At 69.7% G+C, this 16,747-nt stretch carries 16 protein-coding genes and 1 tRNA gene; 6 read left to right on the top strand and 11 right to left on the bottom strand.

Annotated elements, in window-relative coordinates:
• Nucleotides 1–27: 27 nt before the first annotated feature.
• Nucleotides 28–1,110, bottom strand: coding sequence for a type 2 isopentenyl-diphosphate Delta-isomerase (fni, locus tag SY26_RS13415; protein WP_046000942.1), 1,083 nt, complete (start codon nt 1,108–1,110; stop codon nt 28–30).
• 195 nt (nt 1,111–1,305) lie between these two features.
• On the opposite strand from fni, the gene SY26_RS13410 reads away from it, so the two are divergent.
• A tRNA-Ser gene (locus tag SY26_RS13410) sits at nt 1,306–1,395 on the top strand.
• Between the two features lie 191 nt (nt 1,396–1,586).
• Here the strand turns inward: SY26_RS13410 and SY26_RS13405 are convergent.
• Nucleotides 1,587–2,654 (bottom strand): SDR family oxidoreductase, encoded by a 1,068-nt coding sequence (locus SY26_RS13405; RefSeq protein ID WP_046000941.1) that lies wholly within the window; start codon nt 2,652–2,654, stop codon nt 1,587–1,589.
• A 100-nt stretch (nt 2,655–2,754) separates the two neighbouring features.
• On the opposite strand from SY26_RS13405, the gene SY26_RS13400 reads away from it, so the two are divergent.
• On the top strand, nt 2,755–3,138 hold the full coding sequence (locus SY26_RS13400) for a helix-turn-helix domain-containing protein (RefSeq protein WP_046000940.1): 384 nt from the start codon (nt 2,755–2,757) through the stop codon (nt 3,136–3,138).
• On the opposite strand, the gene SY26_RS13395 is transcribed toward SY26_RS13400, so the two are convergent.
• The 7 genes from SY26_RS13395 to SY26_RS13365 are packed head-to-tail and all read right to left on the bottom strand — an operon-like array spanning nt 3,135 to nt 8,899.
• The gene (locus SY26_RS13395) at nt 3,135–4,286 is read right to left on the bottom strand and encodes a BatD family protein (protein ID WP_157020498.1); all 1,152 of its coding nucleotides are present in this window, start codon (nt 4,284–4,286) and stop codon (nt 3,135–3,137) included. The genes SY26_RS13400 and SY26_RS13395 overlap by 4 nt on opposite strands.
• Entirely contained in the window at nt 4,283–4,900 is a 618-nt protein-coding gene (locus SY26_RS13390; protein ID WP_046000938.1) for a hypothetical protein, read from the bottom strand. The genes SY26_RS13395 and SY26_RS13390 overlap by 4 nt, the downstream gene beginning before the upstream one ends.
• Entirely contained in the window at nt 4,897–5,799 is a 903-nt protein-coding gene (locus tag SY26_RS13385) for a VWA domain-containing protein (RefSeq protein ID WP_046000937.1), read from the bottom strand. Before SY26_RS13385 ends, SY26_RS13390 begins: the two co-directional genes overlap by 4 nt.
• Entirely contained in the window at nt 5,796–6,737 is a 942-nt protein-coding gene (locus SY26_RS13380; RefSeq protein WP_046001152.1) for a VWA domain-containing protein, read from the bottom strand. The genes SY26_RS13385 and SY26_RS13380 overlap by 4 nt, the downstream gene beginning before the upstream one ends.
• On the bottom strand, nt 6,734–7,102 hold the full coding sequence (locus SY26_RS13375; RefSeq protein WP_232303347.1) for a hypothetical protein: 369 nt from the start codon (nt 7,100–7,102) through the stop codon (nt 6,734–6,736). Before SY26_RS13375 ends, SY26_RS13380 begins: the two co-directional genes overlap by 4 nt.
• Nucleotides 7,099–7,923 carry a DUF58 domain-containing protein gene (locus SY26_RS13370; RefSeq protein ID WP_046000935.1) on the bottom strand — a complete coding sequence of 275 codons (825 nt, stop codon included), beginning with the start codon at nt 7,921–7,923 and terminating at the stop codon, nt 7,099–7,101. Before SY26_RS13370 ends, SY26_RS13375 begins: the two co-directional genes overlap by 4 nt.
• Nucleotides 7,924–7,930: 7 nt before the next feature.
• Nucleotides 7,931–8,899, bottom strand: a complete 969-nt coding sequence (locus SY26_RS13365; protein WP_046000934.1) for a MoxR family ATPase — start codon at nt 8,897–8,899, stop codon at nt 7,931–7,933.
• 276 nt (nt 8,900–9,175) lie between these two features.
• Between SY26_RS13365 and SY26_RS13360 the strand changes: the two genes are divergently transcribed.
• Entirely contained in the window at nt 9,176–10,318 is a 1,143-nt protein-coding gene (locus SY26_RS13360; protein WP_045983192.1) for a DegT/DnrJ/EryC1/StrS aminotransferase family protein, read from the top strand.
• On the opposite strand, the gene SY26_RS13355 is transcribed toward SY26_RS13360, so the two are convergent.
• On the bottom strand, nt 10,319–11,896 hold the full coding sequence (locus SY26_RS13355; protein ID WP_046000933.1) for a GMC oxidoreductase: 1,578 nt from the start codon (nt 11,894–11,896) through the stop codon (nt 10,319–10,321). It lies immediately after the preceding gene.
• A gap of 653 nt (nt 11,897–12,549) precedes the next feature.
• Nucleotides 12,550–13,251 carry a helix-turn-helix domain-containing protein gene (locus SY26_RS13350; protein WP_046000932.1) on the bottom strand — a complete coding sequence of 234 codons (702 nt, stop codon included), beginning with the start codon at nt 13,249–13,251 and terminating at the stop codon, nt 12,550–12,552.
• Between the two features lie 58 nt (nt 13,252–13,309).
• Between SY26_RS13350 and SY26_RS13345 the strand changes: the two genes are divergently transcribed.
• From SY26_RS13345 to SY26_RS13335, 3 genes are all read left to right on the top strand, one after another.
• On the top strand, nt 13,310–13,756 hold the full coding sequence (locus SY26_RS13345; RefSeq protein ID WP_046000931.1) for a VOC family protein: 447 nt from the start codon (nt 13,310–13,312) through the stop codon (nt 13,754–13,756).
• A complete protein-coding gene (locus tag SY26_RS13340; RefSeq protein ID WP_046000930.1) occupies nt 13,746–14,444 on the top strand; it encodes a glutathione S-transferase family protein in 699 nt (232 codons plus the stop codon). Before SY26_RS13345 ends, SY26_RS13340 begins: the two co-directional genes overlap by 11 nt.
• Nucleotides 14,445–14,588: 144 nt before the next feature.
• On the top strand, nt 14,589–16,712 hold the full coding sequence (locus SY26_RS13335) for an esterase-like activity of phytase family protein (protein WP_046001151.1): 2,124 nt from the start codon (nt 14,589–14,591) through the stop codon (nt 16,710–16,712).
• The last annotated feature ends 35 nt before the right edge of the window (nt 16,713–16,747 follow it).

Here is a 16,747-nt window from a genome sequence, read left to right as displayed (position 1 = left end):
GTCCCCCGGACCGGCGATCCGCGCAGACTACAGTCCCGCATCGCCGGTTTCCATCCCCGTTGCTTGCGACCATTGGCCACCCGGCCCAGGCACCAGCAAAGGCGCGCGGCGCAGCGCCGCAAGGTCGCCGGATCCCGTGCAGAACATCGCGATGCGCAGCTGGGTCACGACGTCAGACAGGTGATCGGACAGGGCCTCGGCGCTGTGGCGCGCGGCGGGCAGCGCGCGGGCCGCCTGCCCCACGAGGTCCGCGCCAAGGCGGATGGCCCGCGCGGCGTCCAGCCCGTGACGCACCCCGCCCGACCCGACCAGAACCTGGTCCGGACCCATCATCGGCGCGATGGCGCGCAGCGACGCGGTCGTGGGAATGCCCCAGTCGTGGAACGGTGCCGCCAGCGCCTGCAGGCGGTCGGGGCCGCGTTCGGCCTCGACCCGCGCCCAGCTGGTGCCGCCGGCGCCGGCGACGTCCAGGATCGTCACGCCCGCGTCGATCAGACGGCGCGCCACGGGCGCCGACAGCCCCGCACCGACCTCCTTGACGCCCAGGGGGACCGGCAGGCTGGTGGCCAGCTCCTCGATCCGCGGCAGCAGGGCCGCAAAATTGCGGTCACCACCTTCCTGGATCGCCTCCTGCAGTGGGTTCAGGTGCAGGATCAGCGCGTCGGCCTGGATCATGTCCACCGCACGCTGCGCCTGCGCCACGCCAAAACCATAGTTCAGCTGAACCGCGCCGATATTGCCCAGGATCGGAATCTGTGGCGCACGTGCCCGCAGGCTGGCGCCCAGGCCGCCATTGCCGCCCGCCTCGACCGCGATGCGCTGCGATCCGACGGACAGGGCAATGCGGTGATGGGCACAGGCCTCGGCGATGTGCAGGTTGATGCGTTCCGCCTCCTCCGGACCGCCGGTCATGGCCGAGATCAGCAGCGGCGCGCCCAAGCTGCGCCCCAGGAACCGCGTTCCCGTAACGACGGCATCCATGTCCAGATCAGGCAGCGCCTGATGCAGGAACCGGACCTGGTCGAACCCGCTGTCCAGCCGGTCCTGCGCCCCGCGGCCTTCGGTGACGATGCGCAGGTGATCCGACTTGCGACGAGAGATTTCGGTCATGTCCTGCCATCCGGTTGCGTCATCCGACTATCGCGTCAATGCCTTCCGGGTTCCAGCCCCAGTTCCAAGAGGACGAACTGTCGCGTGCCACGGTCCGGCGCCGTCGAACCCTTTGGACGGCGCCGCGCGGCGATCTGCAAAAAGGGGCCAGAAAGCCCCTTGCCCCCCCTTGGCGACATCCATATACGGGTCGGCGGAGACGTGGCCGAGTGGTCGAAGGCACACCCCTGCTAAGGGTGCAGGCCCGAAAGGGTCTCGAGGGTTCGAATCCCTTCGTCTCCGCCATCACCTTACCGTCACGATATGATCACCTGATCAGACGCGGTTCTGTGGTCGTCGTGAATGTCGTCGGGCGCCTCCGTCGCATGACCAAAGCACCGTCGGCCATGGGCCAGGCGAACCATCATTCCGTCCGCGGCGATGAGGGTGCCGGTCGCCCGACATCCTCACCGCAGCAGATGCAGATCTTTGGACGGTCAGCGGCGGGGGATGATCCGGTCCGCCTCAAGCTGTTCGAACAGGTCGATGAACGCCTCGTCCGTCGCCTGATAGGCGGTGAAGCCCAACTTGCGGCTTTTGGACATGTCGGTCACGACCTCGATCGGCCGACCCAGGTCGGCGTCGGTGTGCCACGGCGACACCAGGCGGGTGATATCCGGCTCGGCCAGCCCTTCGCGTTCGGCGATGCGTGCCCAGATCGCGGCGTCGTCCGCCATCTGGTCGGCCAAGGGGCGTTCGGTGCCGTCGAAATCCTCGGCTTTGACGCCGAACCAGTCGGCCAGACGGTGCCACATCCAGTTCCAGCGGAAGACGTCGCCGTTGACGATATTGAAGGCCTGGTCATGCGCGGCGGGCGTGGTCGCCGCCCAGATGACCTGGGCGGCCAGCTGGCGGGCGTCGGTCATGTCCGTCAGGCCGTTCCACTGCACGGCCGATCCGGGAAAGCGGAACGGGCGCCCGGTCTCGCGGCAGATGGCGGCATAGACGGCCAAGGTGGTGCCCATGTTCATGGCGTTCCCGACCGCCTTGCCGATGACGGTGTGAGGGCGGTGGATGCTGTAGGTGAAGCCGTCGCGGCGCGCGGCCTCGAACAGTTCATCCTCCTGCGCGTAATAGAAGTTCGCAACGTCTAGCCGCCCCTGATCCTCGCGGAACGGGGTCTTGGGCAGGCTGCCCTTGCCATAGGCCTCGAACGGTCCAAGGTAATGCTTCAGCCCGGTCACCAGCGCCGCGTGGCGCACGGTGCCAAGCGGACGCAGACCGTCGAACAGGTTGCGCAGCATCAGGGCGTTGACGCGGATGTTCTCGACCTCGGTCGGCTGGCGCAGCCAGGTGGTCAGGAACACATGCGTCGGGGCCAAACCGTTCAGGGCGGCGGCGACGGATGCGGGGTCCAGCAGGTCGGCGGCCACGGGCGTCACGCCCTCCTGCGGCTGCGGATTGCGGCTGAGGCCCAGGACGGCCCATCCGTCGCGGACCAGTTGGGCGGCGATGGCCTGGCCTTGAATGCCGGTGGCGCCGACGACCAATGCGGTGCGGGTCATGAATCTCTCCTGTCTTTGTGCTGTCAGAGGATCTAGTCAGCGCGGCGCGGTCGTGCCAGACGGCACCAAATTGGGACATAGCCACCGAAAGGTAACCACCATGGAACCCGGCAGCATCGACACCGACTGGCGCGAGGATTGCGCCCCCCGACGCACGATGGAGATCTTTGCCACGAAATGGACCAGCATGATCCTGCACACGCTGCATGCCCAGCACGGGGGCGCGGCGCGCAATGGGGTGCTGCTGCGCAGCCTGCCCGGGATCTCCAAGAAGATGCTGGTGCAGACCCTGCGCGAGATGGAGGACAGCGGCCTGATCGACCGCCATGTCGAAAGCACGGTTCCGCCGGCAGTCGAATACAGCCTGACGCCGCTTGGCAGGCGCTTCGTCGATCTGGTCGAGACGGTCTATGCCTGGGGCCGGGCCAATGCCGACGCGCTGGATCAACTGCAGGCCCGCGCGACGTCCCGGCGCAACCGCTAGGCCCGCGACCAGTCGCGCAACCAGCGCATCGCGTCGAACCCCGGCGCGCCGGCGGGGGCATAGATCTGGTGGTCCAGCTGGCGCAGCAGGGCCTGCCTGCGCGGCCCGCCGCCCCCGCGCCACGCCAGATGTGCCGCCGCGGCCGCACGCAGCCTGGTCAGATCGCCGCTGGCCGCCGCCCTGCGCATCGCGGCCGCATGCGGGCCGGGCCGCAGCCGGCGCAGGCCGCGCCCGATCGCGGGCAGCCTGCCCCACAACACCACGGCCAGCGCGACCACCCCGCCCGACAGCGCCAGCCCCGCCATCTGCCAATGCAGGGCGACGCCCGTCCCCGATGCGGTGCTGAAACCCGCGAAGCCGAAGGGGATCGGCTTCATCGCCGCCACCTCGATCCGGCGGCTGTCGGTGTCCAGCCAGGGAAAGGGGATCGCGGGCAGGACGCCTGGCTCGCCCGTGCGGGGGCGCATCTGCCATTCCCAGACCACGCGGGCGACCGGGCCGTCCGGGGTGGGGATCGTCTCGCGGATTTCCGGCAGGGTAAAGCTGATCAGCCAGGGCTGGGCGATGTCGGGGCGCGGCGGCAGGTGATGGGCCATCGCGCCCAGGGCCTCGATGGTGACGCGGCGGGTCAGGATGTCGTCCTTGGCCAAGCGGCCGGGCGGTGCGGACAGCTCGTCCGTCAGCACCAGCCTGCGTGCCGTCAGGGGGCGGCCCGAATGGGGAAAGGGCTTGACCGTCAGGCGCGTGATGCCCGACGTGACGCTGACCTCCTCGCGGACGCCGCTGCGGGTGATGTTGGTCAGGTTATGGGTCAGCGGACCGATGGTCAGGTCCCCTGCCCGGCGCGGAAACAGCGCGATGTCGCGTTCGAAGATCTGGATCATCCGACCGCCGATGCGTTCCTGAAACCAGCGGTCGCGGTCGATCTGCATCCAGTCATAGGCGTCGGACGACGGAAAGGTCAGGCTTTCCAGCGACACGGTCAGGTCGTATTCGCCGCGGAGCGTCAGGCGCACCATCTCGGCCACGACGGGGTTGCCGTGATCGTGCAGGATCAGCAGCCGCGCCTCTCCGGGGGCCAGGGGTGCGGGGGTTTCGGCGCGCAGCGGCGTGGCCAGCATCAGCAGCAAGAGGATCAGCCGGATCACCACGGGTCACCCGCCTCGGGCCGGATCAGGCCCAGCCCGGCGCGCCGGTCGTGTTCGGCCTGCAACCGCAGCGCCAGGAATTCGCCCGGATCGTCTGCGATGGTTTCCAGCCACGCGTCGCTGGCGGCCATGCCCCGCGCCTCGACCGGTCGGCGCCAGCTTTCGGCGGCGGCGTCGGTCAGGGCGTTGGCGATCATCTCGTCCGGGGCGGGACGCCCGCCCCGCCCCAAAATGCGGCCTGGCGCGACGCTGTCGCCCTGCTGCGGCGGAAACATCGTCGCCACCAGGTCGCGGCTGGCGCGGGCCTGTTCGTCGGCGGGGTTGGCGAACAGCACCGCGTCGAAATAGGCGACCGCCAGGGGATAGTCGCCCGTGGCGGCCAGCGACAGCGCGCGGTTGTAGGTCTGCGACCGGCCCGCGCGGGCGAAATCGGCATCGGCCAGGTCGTGGTCGCCCAACCGGTAATGGGCCACGCCCCGTGCGCCCGGATCGTCCAGCAGGATCAGCGCGACCCGGTCCCACCCCGCCCGCAGCGCTAGCGCACCAAGCGCCGCGGGGCCGGCAAGGACCAGCGCCGCCACGGCCAGGGCCAGAAGGACCGCCGCCGCCCTCATTGCCGCCGCCTCAGCATCTGCAGCAGCGGCAGGGCGGCCAGCGCGGCCAGGAACGGCCCCAGATCGCGATAGCCCAGGGCCGTCACCGCCGGATCGCGACGGCGATCGCCCCCTTGGCGCAGCCGGGCGGCCAAGCCGTCGACATCCTGTGCCAGCACCATCTGACCGCCCGATTGCACCAGCTGCGCCAGCGCATCGGGCGCAGGGGTGGGCGCCTGCGGCGCGGCGCCCACGACCCGGACCGCCCAGATGCGCGTGCCCAAGGCGGCCAGACGCCCGGCCTCGGCCACGGCCTGGCCATCGACCCCGGCCCCGTCCGAGATCAGGACCAGATCGGCCTGCCCCGCATCGCCGAACATCTGCCCGGCCAGGCCGATGGCGGCGGCGGGTCTGCTGCCCTGGCCGGGCACCGTGTCGGCATCCAGGACCGCGATCAGCGTCTGCAGCGTGCGCGGATCGGTGGTGGGGGCGGATGCGGCATAGGCCTCTCCGCTGTAGAGGATCAGGCCGACGGGCCGGCCGGCCAGCCCCTGCAGCAGGGCGGCGGCGGCCTGTTGCGCCTGCGCCAGCGCCGGTCCCCGCGCGACCGAGGGGGACAGGTCGATGGCGATCAGCACGCTGTCGGTGCGCGCCAGGACGGGCGCATCGGCGCGCGGCAGGGCCGGCCCGGACAGGCCCAGCACCAGCAGCGCCGCCGCCCCCACGGGCAGCAGCGGGCCCCACCGGCCGGTGCTGCCGCCTAGGGCGCCAAGCGCGCGCATCGCGGCCAGCATGTGCGCCGGCATGACCTGTTCCCACCCGCCGGCGGACGGCCCGCGACGGTCCAGCCACCACGCAAGCGCCAGAAGCGGCACCAGACCCGCCAGCCACCACGGTCGCAGCAGCAGCGCGCCGGTCATTCCCGCCTCCGGATCGCGGCCAGCATCAGGCAGGCCGCGCACAGCATCGCGGGCCAGATCCACAGCGACCGCCAATAGCGCAGCGGCGGCCGTTCGCCCGGGCTGGGCTCCAGCCGGTCCAGCGCCTGCGCCATCGCGGTCAGGTCAGCGGTGTCGCGCACGCGAAACAGCGCGCCCCCCGCGGTTTCGGCCACCGCGCGCAGGGTCGCCACGTCGACCGCGTCGCGGGCGGTGGGGCGGGTCTCCAGGTCCTCGGGGCCCAGGGCGATGGTGTGGATGCGCAGCCCGTGCGACGCCGCCAGGCGCGCCGCGTCCACCGCCAGCACGCTGCCCGAGGTGTCGACCCCGTCCGACAGCAGAACCACGACCCGGCCGGGTGACGTGCTGTCCTGCAGCCTGCGGATCGCCAGGCCCAGGCCGTCGGCGATCGCCGTGCCGCGGCCGGACACGCCGATCTGCGCCTCGTCGATGGCCTGCACGACGGCGTTCAGATCGAAGGTCAGCGGCGCCGCGACATAGGCGCGTCCGCCGAAGATCACCAGGCCGATCCGGTCGCCCGTCCGGCTTTGCACAAAGGCGCGGGCGGTGCGCTTGACCGCGTCCAGGCGGCTGACGGGCTGACCGTCCAGGGTGAAATCCGCCTGCTCCATACTGCCCGACAGATCCAGTGTCAGCACGATGTCCCGCCCGCTGGCGGGAACCACCTGGGCCTGGCGTTCCACCTGCGGCCCCGCCAGGGCGATGACAAGCAGTACCCAGGCCGCGGCCGCCAGCCACGGGGCGCGGTGCAGCGGCGGCAGGCTGCCAGGCGTGGCATGGGGCAACAGGTGGTCGGGCACGTCCAGCGCGGCGCGGGGCCGGACCACCGGCGGCAGAAGCCAGCGCAGCAGCAGCGGCAGCGGCAGCAGCGCCAGCAGCCACGGTGCGGCCAGGCTCATCTGCGCCACGGACGGCGCAGGCGGGCGCCGCGGGCGATCGCCTCGATCCGGCGGTCGGACGGTGGCGGGGCCGCGCCATAGGCGGCCGGGCGCAGCGCCGCCGGCAAATGACCCAGCAGGCGGGCGATGGCCAGCAGGCGGTCCGGCACCGGCAGCCCCCGCAGCACCGCCACGCGCAGATGCGGGCGGGTTGCCCGGCGGCGGGTGAAGGGCAGCACTGCCAAGGCCAGCACCAGCCCCGCGATGATGCCCAGTGCCAGAAGCGCGGCCATCTCTGCCGTAGACAGGACGGCCATCGGCGTGGGCAGGCGGACCGGGGACAGGGCCTGCATCAGCTGGTCATGGGTCATCGCTTCAGGGGTCACGGCTCGACCCGTCGCGCAACGGCGCCCATCGCGGCCAGGCGATCGGTCTGGCCACCCAGATCGGCGGGCTGCAGGCGCAGCAGCCGCGTGGCGCCGCCCTGTCGGACGGGCAACGGACGGGCGGGCGGCGCGGTCTCCAGCGGGTCCAGGATCAGCGCGACCTCTACCCGGCGGCCGCGGGCCAGGCGGGACAGCGCGGCATCGGCCCCCTGCCAGCCATCGGGCAGGGTGGCCAGGACGACATGGGCGCCCGTCGGCGCGGTGCGGGCGGCCAGGGACAGCGCCTCGGTCAGGGGCGCCGTGCCGGGGGGATCGGCCAGGGCGGCGGCATGGCGGTCGACCAGCAGGCGGCACAGGGTCAGCATATGGCCCGCGCTGGTCGCGGGCGGCAACACGCGGACCCCGGTCCCTTCGGCAACCACCAGGCCAACCGCACCCTGGCGCGCCACCGCCTGCCAGCCAAGCCCCGCCAGGTGCAGTGCGCCGCGCACCGATCGCAGCGCGTCGCCCGTGCCCCACAGCATCGGCCCGCGCAGATCGGCGATCAGCAGCGTGATGTCGTCGCGATCCTCGTGCAGGGCGCGCACATGCGGCACGCCCGTGCGCGCGCTGGCCGAAGGGTCCATCCGGCGCGGATCGTCGCCGGGGACATAGGCGCGGATCTCCCTCAGGTCCATGCCGCTGCCCGGATGGCGCGAGGCCATGACCCCCGCCCGCCGCGCCATCGGCCGCTGCCGGGGCATGGCGCCCTGCCCCGCCTGCAGGTCGACCAGCGCCTCCAGCGTCAGGGCGATGCCGGGCGCGGACCTCCAGCCGCTCATGGCGCCCCTACCACGGGGTCACCTGGCGCAGCGCCTCGGCGATCAGGCGGCGGCCATCCTGCCCTTCGCTGGCGGCCTTCCAGTTCGGGACCAGCCGGTGGGCCAAGGCATCGGGGGCCAGGGCCTGCACGTCCTCGGGCAGGCCGTGATCACGGCCCTGCAGCCATGCCCGCGCGCGCACCGCCGCGGCCAGCGCCAGCGTCCCGCGCGGAGAAACCGGGTGTTCGACCGCCTCTGCCAGCACCCCGCCGGGCCGCGTCGCCAAAACCAGCCGGATGATGAAATCCTTGAGCACGGGGGCCAACGTCACCCCCGCGACCTGCAGGCGCGCGCGATCCAGGTCCGCGGCCGTCACCTGCGACAGCACGGCCGCCATGCTGCCCCGGCCCTCGGCCTCGACCAGGTCCAGGATGGCGCGTTCGTCCTCGGCGCCCGGCAGGTCCAGCCGCAGGTGCAGCAGAAAGCGGTCCATCTGCGCCTCGGGCAGCGGAAAGGTCCCTTCGTGCTCGATCGGGTTCTGGGTGGCCACGACCATGAAGGGCTTCGGCAGGGGGCGTGTCACGCCGCCGGTGGTGACCTGACCTTCAGCCATCGCCTCCAGCAGGGCCGACTGGACCTTGGGGGGCGCGCGATTGATCTCGTCCACCAGGACGATGTTGTGAAAGACCGGGCCGGGCAGAAAGTCGAAGCCGCCGGTCTCGGGACGGAACACCTGGCTGCCGGTCAGATCCGACGGCAGCAGGTCGGGAGTGCACTGGATGCGCGCATGTTCGCCCGGCAGACGCACCGCCAGCTGCTTGACCGCGCGCGTCTTGGCGATGCCCGGCGGCCCCTCCAGCAGGACATGGCCGCCGGTCAGGTACGCGATCAGCAGACGTTCGACCAGCCAGTCGTGGCCCACCAGCGTCCCCGCCACGTCGTCGGCCACGGCCCTGACACTGGCGCGGGCCAGATCGACATCAGCATGATCGTCCATGAGCGCCCCTCGGATTGCTTGCAGATGGTGCAGCGGCTTTCCCATCATGGCCAGCCGGGCCGCGCCGCGCTGCCACCAAAGTCGGGCAGGCCCGCCCGCGCTGTGCGACGGCCCCGCCTCGCCACCGCAAGTGGAATCACGCCATTGTGGGGGGCGGAACAGGCCGCCGCAGTACCGATAACCGGGTGGATTCGGCATCTTCCCCTTGCCCTGCACGCCCTGGCGCGGGATGGTGCACGGCGCGCAATCCAGCGCCCATCGCATACGGAGCGGACAGTGCCTGACGTCGGTCTGAGAGAGTGGTTCGCGGTCGGCCGCGCCATCGCAAGCGGCAGCCTGCTGCGTTATGACAGCGGGGCCAGCCGGACGGCCCTGTTCGAACGCGAGATGGCCGCCCAGACCGGCGCCGCACATGTGCTGGCCGTCAATTCGGGGACCAGCGCGCTGGTCGCGGCCCTGGCCGCCGCCGGGATCGGTCCGGGCGACGAGGTGCTGGTGCCGGCCTATACCTGGATGGCGACCGCCGCCGCGCCGGTGCAGGTCGGGGCCGTGCCGATCCTGGTCGACATCGACGAGACCCTGACCATGGACCCCGAGGACATCCGGGCCAAGATCACCCCCTATACCCGCGCGATCATCCCCGTGCACATGGTCAACGCGCCCTGCGACATGGACGCGATCATGGCGATCGCCAAGGAGCACGGCCTGATCGTCATCGAGGATTCGTCCCAGGCCGTGGGCATCCGATACAAGGACCGGCATTGCGGGGCGATCGGCGATCTGGGCGTCTTCAGCTTCAACCGCATGAAGAACATGAACATCGGCGAAGGCGGGGCCGTCCTGACCAGCGACGAACGCTATTTCATCCGCGCGCGCAGCTATCACGATCTGGGATCGATGGTACGCCAGCACGGCGACCGGCTGAACGAGCCCGAATTCGTCGGCATGAACATGAAGGTCACCGAGATGGACGGCGCCATGCTGCGCGTCCAGCTGAAGAAGGTGGTCCCCATGCTGCGCCGGATGCAAAAGCGCCGCGCCGTCCTGGCCGATATCCTGCAGCACAGCAGCGAATTCAGGGTCACCCCGCACAACGATCCCGCATCGGCCGTCAGCCTGTCGATCCTGGCCCCGACCCGAGAGAAGGCGATCGAGCTGACCGGCCGCCGGGGCGTGCACAACCGCCTGCGCGACAGCTCCAAGCACCTGTACACCAACTGGGAGCCGATCCTGAACAAGCGGACCTTCCATCCCAAGATGAACCCCTGGGCCTGGGCCAAGCGCGACATCGAATACACGCCCGACATGTGCGCCCGCACGCTGGAGATCCTGGACCGGACCTGCATCGTCACGCTTGGGATGCGCTATCCCACCCCGCTGATGGCGATGGTGGCCCGCAAGCTTGCGGGCCAGCGCTGATCAGCGGGCGGCCGCATGCGCCGCGGCGCGTGCGGTCAGCATCATCATCGTCAGGGTCGGGTTGTGGACATGCTGGCGCGGAAAGCACGCCCCGTCCGTGACATAAAGGCCCGGCACGTCCCAGCATTCGTTGTGCATGTCCACGACGGATGTCGCGGGATCGGTCCCCATCCGCGCCGTGCCACATTCATGCACGCTGGTGCCGCCGGGCGACAGGTCGGTGTTCACGATCACGTCCGTCAGACCGATATCCGCCGACAGCTCGCGGATGATCTGCGCCTGACGGTCCGCCAGGGCGCGCTGTTCCGCCGAATGTCGGAAGCGGATCACCGGGACCGGGATGCCGTACCGGTCGGTCTGCGACGGCGACAGCGTCACCCGGTTCCACGGGTCGGGCAGCATCTCGGCGAACGAGACGATGTCGACCCGCGCGGCCCCGTCGGGACGGGGATGGACATGGATCTGCATGCTGATCGACGGATGCAGCGACGGGTCGGGCGGAATGTGGATGCAGCGGCCGGGCTCGGCCTGTTCGGGCAGGACGTCGTCCGATCCGGCGCGATATCCGGTTCCGCTCATGACCGCATGGTCCATCAGGTGACGGCCAAGGGCGGGCGATTCCGTCCCGATGCCCGCATCATCGCCCACCGTCCGCGACAGCAGCAGAATGCGCGTGCTCTCGATCGCCGAGGCGCAGAGGAACACGACCGGCGCATGGACGGTCCGGACCGCCCCCGTGCGGCCGTCGATCCATTCGACCCCGCTGACCGCGCCCGACGGATCCTTCAGGACACGGCGCACCACGGCGCCGGCCTGGAATGCCATGCGGCCCGTGCCGGCCGCGATGTCCAGCCATGACAGGGGCGGCGCGAAATTGCCCAGCACCGGCCGTGCCCGCGGCCATCTGGACCGGATCGCGCCGATGATCGCCTGCTCGGACGGGGTGGGCTGCAGGACGCCGGCCAGGCGGCTGGTGTCCGGGCCGGGAACGGCCTGATCGCCGCCACGCAATTGCAGCTTGTCCTCGACCCATCCGTACCAGTCGGCGACATCCTCCAGCGCGAAGGGCCAGGCATTGTCGGCGCTGTTCGAGCCATCCGACTTCATGCCGGACAGACGATAGTACTGGCGCCCATGGCCGGGAACGGTCATCCGCCCCCCCGGCTGGCGGGCGCGGAACCACAGGAACTGGCTGCCGTCCTCGGTCTGGTAGGGACAGTCGCGGTCGTCGACCAGCACGTTGGGGGCCATCGCCCAGGCAAAGCAGCGCGACTGGACCGGCTGGCGGGCGCGGCCCAACAGTCGAAAGGCGCGTTCGCCAAAGCGGGCCAGGCTGGGCGGCATCCGGCTTTCGGCCCTGGTCCTGTCCAGGAACCGGGCCACGGCCGTCAGGGCCTTGGTCACGGGGTTGATGCGGCCGGGCCCGGCATCGCCGGCCTCCAGCACCGCCACGCGCATCCCCGCCTCGGCCAGCGCGGTGGCGGCGACGCCACCCGCCGCGCCAGAGCCCACGACGATCGCGTCAAACCGGCTGCCATCCGCGATGTAGGCATGCCTCCACGTTGCAGCGCCGGTCATGGTCTTGCCGATCGTTGAAGGTGATCCCAAAGGCCGGAGGCCGGCCACGATCGGGTGGGGGCGCCCATCGCGCGGTGCAGGGCGGACCGACGCAGATCGTCGGACGGAAAGGACGTGTGGAAAAGGAACTGGCTGAAATTCACCTGATCATCCTTGTGGTCGCAATATGCCACGGTCCTAGACGTTTCCAACGGGGCAGGTCGACGACGTCCGTTCCGTCATGACAGACCGCATGCTCTTCGCCGACGTGACAAGGTTGCGCACCGGCAGGTCATGGGAACAGCTCATTAAATACTCCATGCGTCAAAACGGGCATCATTCATCGTGCCGCACCGCACCGACCGGAAATTGAATCGTTCGCACGATAATATTGCGAAAAGCATACAGGTTCGGCATCGATTGCGGGAATAAGACATGTCCGTGACTGTGACAACAGTCCCGCGATCGACCGGCCCGCGCGCAAAAAGATTGCGCAGACAACCACAGCGGGCGTCGCGCGGTGCTAAGGTGCTGTAGTCTATTTGTATTATTAATTTCTCGCCGCAATCTCAAACGGCGGATTTATCCATTAACCACCGTCACAATACGTCAATATATATATATTGGCAGTTTCGGCCATCATTTTGCAATCGCGCCCGGTCGCTTTGCATATATCAATCCGCAACATTTGGCGGGGCGGATTTTTCCGGAAGATTGAACAGGTCCATGAACCTGCGCAGGTCGCAAGCCGCGCCCATGCAGGTCACGCCGGCCGTTTCAGGTGCGATCTTGCCATAGAACAGCGCGGCCATACGGGGTGCCGCATCCGCCTCGAAGACCAGATCGGCCGCGTCGGGAAGCCCGCGGGTGACGTGCAGACAGGCCTGTTCAACACGCAGGCCAAAGGAGGATCCGCCGATGGTGATCGCCACCGTCAGGGACAGCCCCGCGGCCGCCTTGCAATCCAGCATGGTCCGCAGGGACATGATGAAGGACGCCGCCGACAGGGGCAGCGTCGGGTCATGCAGCGGAGAGGCGGCAGCCCACCGCCCGATCTCCTGCAGGATGGGTTCGGCCGACCGGCCCCAAGGCGTCAATTGATAGACCTGCGCGGGCACCGGGTCGGACAGGGTGATGCGGGCCAGGATGCCGCTGCGCTCCATTCCGGCCAGCCGTTCGGTCAGGATCTTGGCGCTGATGCCGGGCAGGTCCGCGCGCAGGTCGGTGAACCGGCGCGGTCCGAACATCAGTTCGCGAAGGATCAGCAGGGTCCAGCGTTCGCCCAGCAATTCCATGCCGAAGGCACTGCCGCACGCATCGTCGTACCAGCGGCCATGGGCGGGTTCCGGCCTGATAGTTTCTTTTTGTAACTTCATGGTTTCCTCAAGTAACCAAGCGCCCCCATCCTGTCAACAGCACAGGAGGAGCGAATCGATGACCCGGATGATCTTCGTCAACCTGCCCGTCACGGACGTGGCGCGGGCGACCGCCTTTTACGAGGCGATCGGCTTTACAAAAAACGAAGCCTTCTCGAACGAACAGGCCAGCGGCATGGTCTGGTCCGACGCGATCCAGGTGATGCTGCTGGATCACACCTTCTACGCCACCTTCACCGACAAGCGCATCATCGACGCCCGCACCCAGTCGGGCGTGCTGTTGTGCCTGACCTTCGACAGCCGCGCGACCGTCGACGACATCCACCGCCGCGCCCGCGAGGCGGGCGGGCACGACACGCGCCAGGTCGAGGACCAGGGCTTCATGTATGGCGGTGCCTTCGACGACCCCGACGGCCACGGGTGGGAAACGGTGTGGATGGACCCCGCCGCGACGCGGGACGGCCCTCCCGACATGCAGGATGCGGGGGGCCGCCATGCCGGTTGATCCCGCGGCCCCGATCACCATCACCGCCTTCGACTGGGTTCCGGATTTCGCCAGGGGCCAGGTCCGTGACCTGCGCGTCCGGTGGGCGCTGGAGGAGGTGGGCCAGCCCTATGCCGTGCGCCTGCTGTCCCAAGGCGCGCAGAAGCGGCCGCCGCACCGGGCGCGCCAGCCCTTCGGCCAAGTGCCGACGCTGGAGGACGGTGACCTGATCCTGTTCGAAAGCGGTGCGATCGTCTGGCACATTGCCGAACGCTTCCCCGGCCTGATGCCAGGCACGGCGGCGGCGCGGGCGATGCAGCTGGAATGGGCATTCGCCGCCCTGAACACGCTGGAACCGCCGTTCATGGACCACGCCATGGCCACGCTGTTCGAGGCCGACGCGCCTTGGTCCGCGTCCCGCCTGCCCGCGGTCATGGCCCGCATCGACGAACGCCTGCACGAGGCGTCGGACCGGCTTGGCACGGCGGACTGGTTCGGCGGCGAATTCGGGCCGGGCGATCTGCTGATGGTGTCGGTCTTGCGGATGGCGGACGGGATGCTGGACGACCATCCCAACCTGGCCGCCTATGTCGCACGCGGGACGGGGCGCGATGCGTTCGGCCGCGCCTTGGACGACCACATGGCCGGCTTCACCGGCGCCCCGCCTCCGGACGGCCCGCAACGGGCGTCGCCGCCGGACGGGCCATGACCGCCCACCCCTGTCGCACAAACGCCATCAGAGTGTCGCAAGGCCGTCACCGACCGTGATCAAAGAGGACCCCGAACCAAAACGGGGGATTACACGGTGCAAAGACTTGCCCTTCTGACGTCGGCCGTCGCGCTGGCCACGGCCATGCCTGCGATGGCCCAGACCACATTCGACCGGATCGCGACATTCGCCACGCCCGACAACATGGCCGCGGGAGAGGACCGGTCGCGCCCGACCTCGGCCGAGATCATCTCGGCCTCCGAAGACGGCAGCACGCTGGTCTATTCCGACAGCCCGCTTGGGGTGCTGGGCTTTCTGGACATCACCGACCCGGCCGCCCCCCTGCCCCTGGGCACCGTGCCGATGGACGGGGAACCCACCACCGCCGTGATCATCGGCGACCGGGTGTATGTGGGCGTGGACACGTCGACCTCGTTCACCGAGCCCTCGGGGCAGCTGCGGGTGCTGGACCTGAAGACCCGCGCGGTGCTGGCGTCCTGCGACCTGGGCGGGCAGCCGGATGCGGTCGCCCGTGCCGATGACGGCAGCTTTCTGGCCGTCGCGATCGAGAACCAGCGCGACGAGGACCTGAACGACGGCGCCCTGCCGCAGATGCCCGCGGGCCATGTGGTCACGCTGGCCGTCACCGACGGCACGCTGGACTGCGACGGGCAGACCCGCATCGACCTGACCGGTCTGGCGGACATCGCCCCCGACGACCCCGAGCCGGAATATGTCGACATCAACGCTGCGGGAGAGATCATCGTCACCCTGCAGGAAAACAACCATGTCGTCGTGATCGGCGCGGACGGCACCATCGCCGCGCATTTCAGCGCCGGCACGGTCAGCTTGGACGACATCGACACGCGCGACGACGGGGCGCTGACCTTTGACGGGGCGCTGACGGACGTTCCGCGCGAACCCGATGCGGTCAAGTGGATCGACGCCGACCATTTCGCCACCGCGAACGAGGGCGACTATCAGGGCGGGTCGCGCGGATGGAGCATCTTTCATCGCGACGGCACGGTCGTCTACGACTCGGGCAGCAGCTTCGAACACGCGGTCATCCGGGCGGGCCACTATCCCGACAAGCGGTCGGACGCCAAGGGTGTCGAACCGGAATCGATCGAGGTCGCAACCTTTGGGGGCATCCCGCATGTCTTCGTCGTCTCGGAACGCGGATCGCTGATCGGCGTCTACGATGTCAGCGACCTGGCGGCGCCGCGCCTGACGCAACTGCTGCCGTCGGGCATCAGCCCCGAAGGCATCGTGGCCCTGCCCGCCCGCGACCTGCTGGTCACCGCCAACGAGGCCGATCTGGGCGCAGAGGGCGGCGCGCGTGCCCACGTCATGCTGTTCGGCGCAACCGACGGTCCCCCCCGCTATCCCACGATCACCGCGGAGGGCGCGGACGGGCTGATCGGATGGGGCGCGCTGTCGGGCTTGGCCGCGGGCGACGCACCGGGTCAGCTGTTCGCGGTGTCGGACAGTGCCTATGGCGCGCAGCCCGCGATCCATACCATCGACGCCACGCGGACACCGGCGCGGATCACCGCCAAGACGATCGTGACCCGCAATGGTGATCCGGCACAGAAGCTGGACCTGGAGGGCATCACGCCCGACGGTCAGGGCGGCTTCTGGCTGGCGTCCGAAGGTCGCAGCGACCGCCTGATCCCCCACGCCATCATCCATGTCGACGCCCAGGGCGAGATCCAGGAGGAGATCGGCCTGCCCGCCGAACTGCTGGCCCACGAGGACCGCTATGGGTTCGAGGGGATCGCCCGGCAGGGCGACCGCCTGTGGATGGCGGTCCAGCGCGAATGGGGCGACGACCCCGCCGGCCAGGTCAAGCTGGTCTCCTATGACCTGCTGACGCAGGACTGGGGCGCCGTCGCCTATCCGCTGGACCCTGCGGGCGACGGCTGGACGGGCCTTTCGGAAATCGCCATCGACGGTGACTGGGCCTATCTGGTCGAACGCGACAACCTGATCGGCGACGCCGCCGTGCTCAAGGCGCTGTTCCGCGTGCCGCTGTCAGAGATGGTGCCCGCAGGGCTGGGCGACCCCCTGCCCGTCGTGACCAAGGAGTTGGTCCGCGACCTGATCCCCGACCTCAAGGCGCAGAACGGCTATGTCCTGGACAAGGTCGAGGGTTTCGCCATCGACGCGGCCGGTATGGGCTGGGTGGTTACCGACAATGACGGCACCGACGACAGTTCGGGCGAAACGCTGTTCTGGTCCACAGGCCTGATGCGCGCCGCGCAATAGGCCGCGGTTCCACAGCCGCCGCTGGAACGGAACAC

Source organism: Paracoccus sp. 228, assembly GCF_000967825.1.
Classification (GTDB): Bacteria; Pseudomonadota; Alphaproteobacteria; order Rhodobacterales; family Rhodobacteraceae; genus Paracoccus; species Paracoccus marcusii.
The sequence above is the reverse complement of the archived record's forward strand: the minus strand, read 5'-3'. Positions and strand labels throughout refer to the sequence as shown.